Raw genomic sequence first — 12,098 nt, 5'->3', positions numbered from 1 at the left:
CATTTTTGAAAAGAGGAATTTAGTGAAAAAAGTAGCATTACATAGCCTTGGTTGCAAGGTTAATTCATATGAAACAGAATCAATGGAAGAGTTGTTTAGAAAGGCGGGCTATGAGATCGTCCCTTTTAAGGAGGATGTTTTAGCTGATGTCTATGTAATCAATACTTGTTCCGTTACTAATATAGCCGATAGAAAGTCTCGTCAGATGCTTCATAAGGCTAAGAAAATGAACCCAGAGTCGGTGGTTATCGCCTGCGGTTGTTACGTTGAATCAGATAGCGCAGGAGTTATTGCAGATGAATGTGTAGATATTGTAATTGGTAATAATAGAAAATTTAGCGTTGTTGAGGCCTTAGAGGAATACTATAAGGACAGCACTTGCAACGTTTTCATGAATGATATAAATAAGGATTCAAATTATGAGAATCTTACAATCGAGACAGTATCTGAGCATACTAGAGCCTATATAAAGATTCAAGATGGTTGTAACCAGTTCTGTTCTTACTGTATTATTCCATACGTTCGTGGAAGAATCAGAAGCAGACAGATTTCTGATATCGTTGAGGAAGTTAAGGGCTTGGCGGCTAAAGGCTTTAAGGAAGTGGTTTTAACTGGTATTCACATTACAAGTTACGGCCTCGACTTTGTAAAGGAAAGCGACAAGGGTCTAGCTAGCGATGATTATCTTGCTAATGAAAATGCAACAGCCCATATAGGCCTTCTTGATGTAATTAAGGCTATCAATGAGATTGATGGAATTGAAAGAATCAGACTTTCCTCACTTGAGCCAAGAGTAATTACAGAGGAATTTGCTAAGGAAATTGCGAAAATGCCTAAGCTTTGTCCACATTTTCATCTATCCCTTCAAAGTGGAAATGATAAGACTCTAAAGGCTATGAATAGAAAATACGATACAAAGGAATTTATGGAGGGTGTTGAAAGACTTCGTAAATACCTAGATAAGCCAGCTCTTACAACAGATATTATTGTTGGTTTCCCAGGGGAGACAGATGAGGACTTTAATGAGACTTATGAGTACCTAAAGAAGGTAAACTTCTATGAGATGCACATTTTCAAATACTCAAGAAGAAAGGGTACGGTTGCTGATAAGATGCCGGCTCAGGTAAACGGTAAGGATAAAAATAAGAGAAGTAATTCACTTTTACTTATGACAAAGGTTAATTCTTTGGCTTATAGAAAGGATTTCCTTGAGAATACTAAGTTTGCTGATGTCTTAATTGAGGAGCTGGTTACAATTGATGATAAGGAATATTATACAGGTTATACTAAGAATTATATTCGTGTAGCTATTGAAAAAGAGGCATTTAAAGGTTATTCTATAGTAAGTGAAGATAAAATAGTTAATACTATTGTAAAAATTAAAGCAGAAAGTTTAATGAGCGATAACGAGACAGTTCTTTGCTCAATTATCGGAGAGTAAATATGAAGACTAGAAAGAATGAGGCAGGAATGATTCTTGCCATAGACATGGGTAACACTAACATTGTAGTTGGATGCGTGGATAATAACCGTGTAATTTTTGAGGAGAGATTATCTACAGACCCATCAAAGACGGAGCTTGAGTATGCAATAGGTTTTAAGACGGTTCTTGAATTATATAATATAAAGCCTGAGGACATTAAGGGTTCAATTATTTCCTCAGTTGTGCCATCTTTAGTTAATATCATTAAAGAGGCAGTAATTAAGACAGTTGGCGTAGTTCCTATGATTGTAGGTCCTGGCATTAAGACAGGCCTTAACATCCTTATGGATCAGCCTCGTCAAGTAGGTTCTGATTTAATCGTTGATGCAGTGGGGGCTATTCATGAATACGGCGCACCTGTAATTATTATTGATCTTGGAACTGCTACAACAATTAGTGTGGTGGATGAGAAGGCTAATTACATTGGTGGTGCGATTTTACCAGGAATTAGAGTGTCTCATGATTCCCTAGTTTCAAGAACAGCACAGTTACCTAAGATTTCCCTTGAGGCACCGGAAAAGTCAATCGCAAAGAACACTGTAGATTGCATGAAGTCTGGCCTTGTTTATGGAAATGCAGCTTGTATCGACGGAATGATTCGCCGTTTAACTCGTGAAGCTGGCTTTGGTAAAAATGGAAAGCCAGAAGCTAAGGTTGTGGCAACTGGCGGTCTTGCAAGTGTTGTAATTCCTAATTGTGAAGAGAAGATTATTGAAGATCCTGAGCTTTTAATTAAGGGACTTAAAATTATTTATGATAAAAATGTAGATTAGGAGAGTTTTATGTTAACTAATAAGAATGTAGTAATTGGAGTGACAGGAAGTATTGCGGCCTATAAGATAGCCAACCTAGCAAGCATGTTAGTTAAACAGCATGCCAATGTTGACGTTATTATGACAGAAAATGCTACAAATTTTATCAATCCAATTGCATTTGAGACTTTAACAAGTAATAAATGTATTGTTGATACATTTGATAGAAATTTCCAATTTAATGTAGAGCATGTATCTTTGGCTAAAAAGGCAGACATTTTCCTTGTAGCTCCTGCTTCCGCTAATGTTATTGGCAAGATGGCAGCAGGTATTGCAGACGATATGTTAACAACAACTCTACTAGCAGCTAAGTGCCCAATTTATGTGGCACCTGCTATGAATACTAACATGTATACTAACAGAATTGTTCAGGACAATATAGCTAAGTTAAAGAGCTATGGTATGCATTTTATTACACCAGCATCAGGCAGACTTGCTTGTAATGATATAGGTATTGGAAAGTTAGCCTCAGAAGAGGTTTTAATGGACAATATCCTTCGTGAAATTGCTATGCCTCATGACCTTGAAGGCCTTAAGGTGGTAGTAACTGCAGGACCTACAAGAGAGAAAATCGACCCTGTGAGATACATTTCCAATAATTCCACAGGTAAGATGGGTTACGCAATCGCAAAGGTTGCTATGATGCGTGGTGCAAATGTAACACTTATTTCAGGTCCTACAAGCCTAGATAAACCTCGCTTTGTAGATGCTATTGATGTAGTTTCAGCAAGAGATATGTATGAGGCGGTAGTTGAAGAAGCTAAGGATGCTGATATTGTTATTAAGGCTGCTGCAGTGGCAGATTACAGACCAGATACAGTGGCAGATGAGAAGATTAAGAAAAAAGACGGAGATATGTCAATTAATCTAGAGAGAACTGATGACATACTTGCTAGTCTTGGAGCAAACAAGTCAGATAAGCTCTTCCTTTGCGGTTTTTCAATGGAGACAGAAAATTTAATTGAGAACTCAAGAAAGAAGCTTGATAAGAAGAATCTCGATATGATAGTTTGTAATAATCTAAAGGTGGCTGGAGCAGGTTTTGGTACAGATACTAACGTAGTTACACTTATTACAAAGTCAGATATTAAGGAACTTCCGATTATGTCTAAGGAAGAAGTGGCGTCTAAGTTACTTGATGAGATTATGACTTTAAGAAAGTAGAAATACATTGTAAAGCTTACGCTTTTGAAGCGGGGGATTGCTTACACTGCGTTCATAATAATAGGGTAGATAGGGTAGAAAATTTATATAAGGGGCAAATTGATTAATGGCTAAAAATAAAAAGGTAATTAAATATAGGCGTAATTATGACAAAGTAATTGCAGTTGTAACTTTTGTGTTAATTGCATTTTATGTAGTTTGTTTTGTCTTTTTATACGCTACAAAAAGTTCGGTTAAGACTTATGAAACTGCGCTTGGTAGTCTTTATGACAGCGAGAGTTTCACGGCCTTAGCTATTCGTGACGAGACAGTTTATTATTCAAATTATTCGGGTTTCGTTAACTATTATCAGGTTGAGGGCAGTAAGGTGGCTAATGGAGAGACGGTTTATTCAGTGGATGAAACCGGCAAAGTTGCTGATCTTTTGGCAAGCTATAGCACCGATACTTCAAATGCCCTTTCTTCCGATGATTTGTCTTTACTAAAGGAGACACTTGATAAGTATAAGCTAAATTATGATCCTAATGAATTCAGTGAAATTTATAATTTAAAGACAGATTTGAATTCTACAATTCTTGCATCTATAAGCGCAGATATTATGGAAAATCTTGATTCTTTAATCGATTCAACAGGAAATGCTAACTTCTTTAATGCCGTGGGCTCTGAGGCAGCAGGAGTGGTGGTTTATAGCACAGATGGCTATGAAAATTTTAGCGAGGATCAGTTATCTACTTCTTGCTTTAATAAAAATAATTATGAAAAAAATGTACTAAAAAATACCAGTGGTGAAGATACCATTGCAGCTGGCGATGCCGCTTACAAAATTGTAAATAGCGAGAATTGGAATCTATATATTTCCCTTTCTAAGTCTCAAGTTGAACAGCTTGATTTGACAAATGCATCTACAGTTACAGTAAACTTCAAGTCCGACGGTATATCCACAAGTTGTGGCTTTGAATTAGTTGAAGTTAATGGACAATATTTTGGAAAAATGTCACTTTCAAAATATATGATTCGATATGCTACAGAAAGATACTTAGATATTGAACTTGTTGTGGATGAGGCAACAGGAATTAAGGTTCCAAGCTCAGCAATGACAACAAAGGATTTCTACGTACTTCCAACTAGCTATTTAACTTCAAGTGGTAATGAAAAAGGATATCTAATTAGCTATGAAGAAAATGGGGAGACTAAAAAGACCTTTATTAAAGTAGCTAGATATTATACAGAGGACAACGACACAACGGATACTAGTGATGACTACATTTACGTAGATCCAAATCTGTTCCCGTCAGATTCCTTTGTCTTAATAAAAGAGGATAGTAAAGAAACCTATTCTGATATAAAGACAGCATCACTTAACGGTGTTTACTGCGTAAATTCTGGCTTTACAGAATTTAAGGTAGGAAATATTTTGAAGAAAAACGACGAGTATTGTATCCTAGAAAACAATGCTACAAAAGGCGTTGAACTCTACGATAGAATTTTACTTGACGCAAAGAAATACAGCGAAGGTGAGCTGATCTACTGATTGTCGAAAAAGGAGTAATTATGGTAGTTGAGAATTACAAGGAAGTTTTAGAAAACGTTAAAAAGGCCGCCCTTAAGGCCGGCAGAGACCCTAAAGACATTACTGTTTTAGCGGTCAGCAAAACAAAGCCAAATGAAATGATAGAAGAATTATATAACGAAGGCGTTAGAGAATTTGGCGAAAATTATGTCCAGGAACTTGCAACAAAAATGGAAACTCTACCTAAAGATATCCATTGGCATATGATTGGACATTTGCAAAGAAATAAGATTAAATACATCATTGAAAATGTTAAAATGATCCATTCAGTAGATTCCCTTAGACTTGCTAAGGCAATCAGTGATGAAGCCGTTAAAAAAGGCGTAAATATGGACATTTTACTTGAAGTTAATGTGGCTCTTGAGGAAAATAAATTTGGTTTTAAAGTAGAAGAGGTTGAAGAGGCAGTTAAAGAAATTGCAAAATTGCCTAATATCTGCGTAAAAGGCTTAATGACTAGTGCTCCATACGTTAGCGACGCAGAAGAAAATCGACAATATTTTAAAAGACTAAATAAATTATTAGTTGACATCAATGATAAAAACATAGATAATGTTAGTATGAGCGTTCTTTCAATGGGGATGACTAACGATTATTTGGTAGCCATTGAAGAAGGTGCGACTCATGTAAGAGTTGGCACAGCAATTTTTGGTGAGAGAAACTATAATAAATAGTTTATGTATTTTATGGACAGAATTTTATATTGCTGTGGAAAATCGATTGGGAATAAGGAGAAGAAAAATGGGAGCAATAGATAAGATTACAGATTTTTTCAAATTTAACGAAGAAGACGACTACGAGGATATCGAAGAAGAAGGATATGATGATTTAGAAGAAGACTACGAAGAAGATGAAGAAACAACTAATGACAGAAGAAACATCTTCGGTGGTAAGAAGAACGATGCTGATTCAGTTTCAGTTCCAGAAAGACAAAAGTCAAGTCAGTCTCGTACTAAGATCGTACCTATTAAGACACAGACTCCAAAGGAATTAGAGGTTGTTGTTATTAGACCTCAGTCTATGGAAGATGCTAAGGAAATTACAGATACTTTACTTTACGGTAAGGCTGTTGTTCTTAATTTAGAAGGTATTCATGTTGAGATAGCTCAGAGAATTATTGATTATTCTGCTGGTTCAACATACGCAATCAGAGGTAACTTACAGAAGATTACTAACTTTATCTTCCTTGTAACACCTCCTAATGTAGATATTTCAGGTGACATTCCTGAATTAGTTGGTGGCGGAATTGATTTAGCAGGTGTTAAGTCTAAGTCTGATATTAGTCAGTTATAATTAAAGATTTTGCCATCTAAGCGCTAGCTTAGGTGGCTTTTTTAGTAGTAAGTGTGTTTTGTGGAGGATATATGAGTAAGTGTATTAATGTAAAATATGAGGAAAAGCCTTGTTATGATATTGTAATTGAGAAGGATTTTTCTAAGCTAGCAGAAAGCTTTAATAAGCTTGGTGTTAAGGATAGAAAGATCTGTATCGTAACAGATTCTAATGTTGGTCCTATTTATGCAAATGAAGTGAAGGCCGAGCTTGAAAAGACAGGCAATAAGGTTTTTGTCTATACATTTGAAGCAGGAGAGGACAATAAGACTCTTTCTACAGTTCAGGATGTTTATGAATTTTTAATACAGAACAAATTCGATAGAAAGGATATGCTTGCGGCTCTAGGTGGCGGTGTTGTTGGAGATTTAACAGGTTATACTGCAGCAACTTACCTTAGAGGGGTAAATTTTATTCAAATTCCAACTTCTCTATTAGCACAAGTAGATTCTAGTATCGGTGGTAAAACTGGCGTAGATTTTAGAGGTTATAAGAACATGGTTGGGGCTTTTCATATGCCTAAACTTGTATATATGAATATGGGTTGTCTTAAGTCTTTATCTAAAAGACTCTTTAATTCTGGCTTTGGCGAGATTATTAAGCATGGTCTTATTAAGGATAAGGAATATTATCACTGGTTAAAGGATGAATATAAGGCAATTACTAGCCTTGATTTAGATGCTCTTGAACATATGATTTATGTGAGCTGTAATATTAAAAGGGAAGTGGTTGAAAAAGATCCAAAGGAACAGGGGGATAGAGCCCTACTTAACTTTGGTCATACACTTGGTCATGCCATTGAGAAACTACTTAACTTTAGTATGTATCATGGCGAATGTGTAGTGCTAGGTATGGTTGCAGCACTAGACATTTCTCTTAGAAGAGCTAAAATTACAGAGGAAGAGTTTAATGAAGCTATTGAGATGTTTAAGCTCTATGAATTCCCTGTAACTTGTAAGGGAGTTTTAGCTGAGGATGTAATTAAGGCTTCTAAAAATGATAAAAAGGCAGACGCTGGTAAGATTAAGTTCATTTTACTTGATTCTATTGGTGATGCCATTATTGATAAGACTGTTTCAGATGATGAAATGAGACAGGCTTTAAAAAGAGTTTTAGAATAAAATTTATCAGACTCTTTTATAAAATGGGAAGGGAAATTTGAAGTTTTTTATGAAAAAAAGTGTTAGATTAATTATATTTTTACTTGCAAGCGCATTACTAGTTGAGCTTGATCAGATTACAAAGATTATTGCAAGAGCTAATCTTGAGGGTAAGTCAGAGGGCTTTTCTATAATTCCTGGAGTTTTGAAATTATTTTACCTAGAAAATCAGGGAGCGGCTTGGGGAATCTTAAATGGCAAGCTTAATTTCTTTATTGTACTTACTTGCCTTATTGTATTAGTACTTGTTTATATAGTAATTAAGATGCCAGCAGATAAGAAATATAATTATCTCTTTTTTACAATAATCTTTTTAACAAGCGGAGCAATCGGAAACTTTATTGATAGAATTAGATTGTCTTACGTTAGAGATTTTATTTATTTTGAATTAATTGATTTCCCTGTATTTAACGTAGCTGATATTTACGTTACTTTATCGGTTATTGTCTTGATTATCCTTATTTTCTTTGTTTACAAGGATGAGGATTTTGCATTTTTATCAAGAAAAAGGGAATCTAACTAATAATTTTTTGAGGTGCAAATGTTAGATAATTTAGACGCAAATAAAAACGATGAAATAATGGCTTCTATGACAGAGAACATGAATGATGCTGTGATGGATGAGCTAGATTTAGAGGATGAGGACTCTTTTGAGCAGGAGATTTGCCTTAAAACTGAGAGTCAGGATAAGGGAACTCGTATTGATAAATACATTTCCTCAAAGCTACCTGACTTTTCCCGTTCTAGAATTCAAAAATCTATTGAAGAGGATAATATCTTAGTGGATGGAGCAAGCATTAAGGCTAACTATAAGCTTAAGGGCGGGGAAAACATTTTAGTAAGGATCCCTAAGCTTGTGGTGCCAGAAATTGTGGCGCAAGACATTCCACTTGATATAGTTTATGAGGATGATGATTTAATTCTTATTAATAAGCCAAAGGGCATGGTTGTGCATCCTGCGGCAGGTCATTACGACAACACTATGGTCAATGCCCTTATGTATCACTGCAAGGATAATTTATCCGGCATCAACGGGGTTTTAAGACCTGGTATTGTTCATAGAATTGACATGAACACAACGGGAATTATTGTTGCTTGTAAAAATGATTTTTCCCACAATTTTATAGCTAGTCAGTTGGCGGTTCATTCTATAACTAGAAAGTATTATGCCATTTGCCTAAACTCCTTTAAAGAGGAAGAGGGTACAGTGGATGCGCCTATTGGCAGAAATCCTAACGATAGAAAGAAGATGGCTATTGATAGAAAGAATGGCAAGAGAGCTGTTACTCACTACAAAGTTTTAGAAAACTTTGGAAAATATGCCTTTATCGAGTGTCAGCTTGAAACCGGCAGAACTCATCAGATTAGAGTGCATATGGCAAGTATCGGGCATCCTCTTTTAGGAGATGATGTATATTCAAGGGCTAAGTCCAATTTCAAATTGCAGGGCCAGACTTTGCATGCTGGAGTTCTTGGCTTTATACATCCTCGTACAAAAGAATATGTGGAGTTTAGCGCGGAATTGCCAGATTATTTTAAGGAACTATTAGAGAAATTAAGAAAGTCAAGTTAACTAAGAAAAAGCGTTTTTAGGGGATTGCTTATATTGCTTTTAAAATATATCTAACTTTGGAGGTCATCATGAGACGTAGAGAATATATTGATTTGATTTTAAATGGCATTTCCGATAGTTTTGACATTTACCATAACTATTGGTTTAAGGACAGGAAATTCGTGGTCTATGCATATAATTACGATCGCAAGAATAAATTTGAGACAGCTAAGGATGCGAAATTATGGGACTCGAAAAGCTATGAGCATCTTTTCTTTATAAATTGCGATGATTTAGACCCAGAGAAGTTTAAGGAGCTTTATCAGTGGACTATTGATAATATTGAGCCACATTTCGTCCGTGGAGATAAAAGATGGCCACAAAAGAATCACATGTGTAGCTACATTTCCTTTATTATAATTACAAAGAATCCTATTACTTATGAGGTTTCGCAGCTTATTAAGAAGAGTAATTTTAAGAAGAATTATCTATTTGGAGCTAGAGGTTTTTCAAATATTAGGATTGCAGTAATTACGCCAAGTACAAAGGAAATTACAGTTAATAAGTTTGGGGCAAAGATAGGAAATTTCCTATCGGAATTGTTGCCTAATGAATAAGATAAATGTTATAATAATTATATAAATTTTTGTTCATTCATATAGCGATGATTTTAAAAATTATTCAAGGGGGTATGAATTATGAATGAGAGAACTGTTATAACAATTGGCAGAGAATTTGGTAGTGGCGGTCATGAAGTAGGTATGAAGCTTGCTGCTAAACTAGGCATTAAGTGCTATGACAAGGAATTATTATCTGAGGCAGCTAAGGCAAGTGGCATAGCAGAAGAGCTTTTTTCAGCTCAGGATGAGAAGCCAACAAGTAGTTTCTTATATTCATTAGTTATGGATACTTATTCTCTTGGATATACTAATGCATATATGGACATGCCTATTAATCACAAGGTTTTCCTTGCTCAGTTCGATGCCATTAAGAAAATCGCTGCAAGAGAGTCTTGCGTAATCGTTGGTCGTTGTGCAGATTACGCTCTTGAGGACAATCCATTTGCAGTAAATGTCTTTATTAAGGCACCTCTTGAGAAGAGAGTGGAGAGAATCAAGAGAATCTATGAGCTAAACGATAACAAGGCAGCTGACTTCATTCAGAAGACAGATAAGAAGAGAGCTAGCTATTATAACTACTATTCTAGTAAGAGATGGGGCGAGGCTAAGAGCTACAACCTTTGCATTGATACTGGAGATGTAGGAATAGAGGGCGCTATCGAGCTCATATTAAATTATGTAGAATTAAAGGAAAAGAATTTGTAGTATTTATGTTGGATAATGGATTTAAAGGAAAGAAGAAATTTGATTTTGGAAAATGGATCACTGGAGGAAATTCAAAGATTTACCTGATCTTAATGATAGTAGTATTTGTCTTTTTGCTTTTTGCCCTAAAGACAGTTATTAAGATGCATCAGGATAATATTAATAATGAGAATGGTGAAGCAACAAGCGAGGATGTAAATAACGACATCACAGAGGAAGCTACAGAGAGCGAGTCAAACTATGTTGCAACTAATATGTCTTATTGCATCAAGATTAATAAATCTCAGAATTTTGCAGTTATTTACCAGATGGATGAAAATCAAAAATACACTATAGTTGTTAAGGCATTTAAGGTTTCAGTAAGTGAAGACGCAAGTGTAGGTGAGACTTTCATTTCCCGTAAGGCTTTATGGTGGAAAGTTTCTGATACTTCATATTGCCGTTATGCTTCTAAATTGGACAATTCAGAGGTTTTATATTCAGCAGCATATTACTACAATGAAACAGACAATTCTTTAAACAAGAATTCTTATAACAATATTGGAAATGCGTCTCTAGACGGCTCAATTCACATGACCGTTAGCAATGCTAAGTGGATTTATGAAAATTGTGGCATCAACACACCAGTCTATATCCTAGATAATTTCGATTTGGACGAGGGCGTGAATCTAGAGGAGTTTGAAACAATAAGTTCAGGCTATCGCGACCCAACAGATACAAAGTAAGAATGTAAAATTTAATGATATAAAGATAAAATGTATAAAAGATTAACCGGTAGGTTTTTGAGTTACTTATATGGAGTTTAACTTAAATCTACCGGTTTTTGTTGTTGTGGGTGGAGGATTATTTAGAATCTAGTGGGGTTAGATACATTTTCCTAAAGGCGCTCTTTAAAGAAAGGCAGTATCTGTGCTATAATGTGCCCTGTTAAATAAAAGAAATAGGGAAGTGTAATTATGTTATATATTATTCGACATGGAAAAACTGATTGGAATGTGGCAAAGAAGCTACAGGGCTGGACGGACATTCCACTAAATGAGCAGGGTATTAGTATGGCTCGTGAGGCGGCAAAGGAGAATAAAGAGATAGATTTTGATATATGCTTTTGTTCGCCTTTAACTAGAGCTAGACAGACTGCAGAGCTTTTCCTTGAAGGCAGGGACACTCCTATTATTATAGATGAGCGAATCAAAGAGATGGGCTTTGGTGAATACGAGGGAATTACTAACTATTTTGAGGATAGTAGTTGTCCTGTAAATGTATTTTTTACTGATCCAAAGAACTATAAGGGTTCTAAAAATGGGGAATCTACTAAGGATTTACTTGCGCGAACTAAGGATTTTCTTGAAGATAAGGTCTATCCTCTTCTTAAAGAGGGTAAGAATGTCTTAATCGTTGGGCATGGCGCTGCAAATTCTAGTATCATTTGCAATTATCTTAATCGTGACGTAGACGATTTCTGGAAGGAGAGTATTGCTAACTGCAAGCTTATTAATTTAGATGCTTTAAAGGCCAACTAAGGGACTAATATTATTTAAGCAAAAATGTTATTATTGATAAACTTTATCATATTTTAATTCCATTGATAATAAAGGGTAAATATGAATAAAGCCTTGATTTTACTGTATTTTTTGTGTTTTTTTCAGAAATTTGCAATTTTGTATTGAGAAAAAATTATCAATAAACTATTATAGTAAGGT

The 12,098-nt window shown here is 35.3% G+C and carries 13 protein-coding genes; all 13 read left to right on the top strand.

Features of this window, described 5'->3' with window-relative positions; translation table 11 throughout:
- Nucleotides 1-22: 22 nt before the first annotated feature.
- The 13 genes from mtaB (at nucleotide 23) to QVA17_RS02470 (ending at nucleotide 11,918) form a co-directional block, all read left to right on the top strand.
- On the top strand, nucleotides 23-1,441 hold the full coding sequence (mtaB, locus tag QVA17_RS02530; RefSeq protein WP_287386221.1) for a tRNA (N(6)-L-threonylcarbamoyladenosine(37)-C(2))-methylthiotransferase MtaB: 1,419 nt from the start codon (nucleotides 23-25) through the stop codon (nucleotides 1,439-1,441).
- 29 nt (nucleotides 1,442-1,470) lie between these two features.
- Nucleotides 1,471-2,256: a type III pantothenate kinase gene (locus QVA17_RS02525; RefSeq protein WP_287386255.1), complete on the top strand. Its 786-nt coding sequence runs from the start codon at nucleotides 1,471-1,473 to the stop codon at nucleotides 2,254-2,256.
- Between the two features lie 9 nt (nucleotides 2,257-2,265).
- On the top strand, nucleotides 2,266-3,459 hold the full coding sequence (gene coaBC / locus QVA17_RS02520; RefSeq protein WP_287386220.1) for a bifunctional phosphopantothenoylcysteine decarboxylase/phosphopantothenate--cysteine ligase CoaBC: 1,194 nt from the start codon (nucleotides 2,266-2,268) through the stop codon (nucleotides 3,457-3,459).
- A 106-nt stretch (nucleotides 3,460-3,565) separates the two neighbouring features.
- The gene (locus QVA17_RS02515) at nucleotides 3,566-4,990 is read left to right on the top strand and encodes an HlyD family efflux transporter periplasmic adaptor subunit (RefSeq protein ID WP_287386218.1); all 1,425 of its coding nucleotides are present in this window, start codon (nucleotides 3,566-3,568) and stop codon (nucleotides 4,988-4,990) included.
- Nucleotides 4,991-5,010: 20 nt separating this feature from the next.
- Nucleotides 5,011-5,703, top strand: a complete 693-nt coding sequence (locus QVA17_RS02510) for a YggS family pyridoxal phosphate-dependent enzyme (protein WP_287386217.1) — start codon at nucleotides 5,011-5,013, stop codon at nucleotides 5,701-5,703.
- Nucleotides 5,704-5,770: 67 nt separating this feature from the next.
- Nucleotides 5,771-6,322, top strand: coding sequence for a cell division protein SepF (locus tag QVA17_RS02505; RefSeq protein ID WP_287386216.1), 552 nt, complete (start codon nucleotides 5,771-5,773; stop codon nucleotides 6,320-6,322).
- A gap of 71 nt (nucleotides 6,323-6,393) precedes the next feature.
- The gene (gene aroB / locus QVA17_RS02500) at nucleotides 6,394-7,482 is read left to right on the top strand and encodes a 3-dehydroquinate synthase (protein ID WP_287386214.1); all 1,089 of its coding nucleotides are present in this window, start codon (nucleotides 6,394-6,396) and stop codon (nucleotides 7,480-7,482) included.
- Between the two features lie 49 nt (nucleotides 7,483-7,531).
- On the top strand, nucleotides 7,532-8,044 hold the full coding sequence (lspA, locus tag QVA17_RS02495) for a signal peptidase II (RefSeq protein ID WP_074521254.1): 513 nt from the start codon (nucleotides 7,532-7,534) through the stop codon (nucleotides 8,042-8,044).
- A gap of 93 nt (nucleotides 8,045-8,137) precedes the next feature.
- Nucleotides 8,138-9,094 carry an RluA family pseudouridine synthase gene (locus QVA17_RS02490; protein WP_334299478.1) on the top strand — a complete coding sequence of 319 codons (957 nt, stop codon included), beginning with the start codon at nucleotides 8,138-8,140 and terminating at the stop codon, nucleotides 9,092-9,094.
- Nucleotides 9,095-9,162: 68 nt separating this feature from the next.
- Nucleotides 9,163-9,690 (top strand): hypothetical protein, encoded by a 528-nt coding sequence (locus QVA17_RS02485; protein ID WP_027430656.1) that lies wholly within the window; start codon nucleotides 9,163-9,165, stop codon nucleotides 9,688-9,690.
- Nucleotides 9,691-9,771: 81 nt separating this feature from the next.
- Nucleotides 9,772-10,398, top strand: a complete 627-nt coding sequence (locus QVA17_RS02480) for a cytidylate kinase-like family protein (protein ID WP_027430657.1) — start codon at nucleotides 9,772-9,774, stop codon at nucleotides 10,396-10,398.
- A 5-nt stretch (nucleotides 10,399-10,403) separates the two neighbouring features.
- A complete protein-coding gene (locus QVA17_RS02475; RefSeq protein ID WP_287386211.1) occupies nucleotides 10,404-11,123 on the top strand; it encodes a L,D-transpeptidase in 720 nt (239 codons plus the stop codon).
- 231 nt (nucleotides 11,124-11,354) lie between these two features.
- Nucleotides 11,355-11,918, top strand: coding sequence for a histidine phosphatase family protein (locus QVA17_RS02470; protein WP_287386210.1), 564 nt, complete (start codon nucleotides 11,355-11,357; stop codon nucleotides 11,916-11,918).
- Nucleotides 11,919-12,098: the final 180 nt, after the last annotated feature.

It is taken from the genome of Lachnospira sp., from assembly GCF_016290755.1.
Lineage (GTDB): Bacteria > Bacillota > Clostridia > Lachnospirales > Lachnospiraceae > Lachnospira > Lachnospira multipara.
Note: the sequence above shows the minus strand (reverse complement) of the source record. Positions and strands in the feature narration are given on the sequence as shown.

Bases quoted from the DNA above. Each gene is read 5' to 3' on its own strand.
- aroB (WP_287386214.1), top strand. From the start codon at position 6,394: ATGAGTAAGTGTATTAATGTAAAATATGAGGAAAAGCCTTGTTATGAT.
- QVA17_RS02470 (WP_287386210.1), top strand. From the start codon at position 11,355: ATGTTATATATTATTCGACATGGAAAAACTGATTGGAATGTGGCAAAG.
- lspA (WP_074521254.1), top strand. From the start codon at position 7,532: ATGAAAAAAAGTGTTAGATTAATTATATTTTTACTTGCAAGCGCATTA.
- QVA17_RS02480 (WP_027430657.1), top strand. From the start codon at position 9,772: ATGAATGAGAGAACTGTTATAACAATTGGCAGAGAATTTGGTAGTGGC.
- coaBC (WP_287386220.1), top strand. From the start codon at position 2,266: ATGTTAACTAATAAGAATGTAGTAATTGGAGTGACAGGAAGTATTGCG.
- QVA17_RS02505 (WP_287386216.1), top strand. From the start codon at position 5,771: ATGGGAGCAATAGATAAGATTACAGATTTTTTCAAATTTAACGAAGAA.
- QVA17_RS02515 (WP_287386218.1), top strand. From the start codon at position 3,566: ATGGCTAAAAATAAAAAGGTAATTAAATATAGGCGTAATTATGACAAA.
- QVA17_RS02510 (WP_287386217.1), top strand. From the start codon at position 5,011: ATGGTAGTTGAGAATTACAAGGAAGTTTTAGAAAACGTTAAAAAGGCC.
- QVA17_RS02485 (WP_027430656.1), top strand. From the start codon at position 9,163: ATGAGACGTAGAGAATATATTGATTTGATTTTAAATGGCATTTCCGAT.
- QVA17_RS02475 (WP_287386211.1), top strand. From the start codon at position 10,404: ATGTTGGATAATGGATTTAAAGGAAAGAAGAAATTTGATTTTGGAAAA.
- QVA17_RS02490 (WP_334299478.1), top strand. From the start codon at position 8,138: ATGGATGAGCTAGATTTAGAGGATGAGGACTCTTTTGAGCAGGAGATT.
- QVA17_RS02525 (WP_287386255.1), top strand. From the start codon at position 1,471: ATGATTCTTGCCATAGACATGGGTAACACTAACATTGTAGTTGGATGC.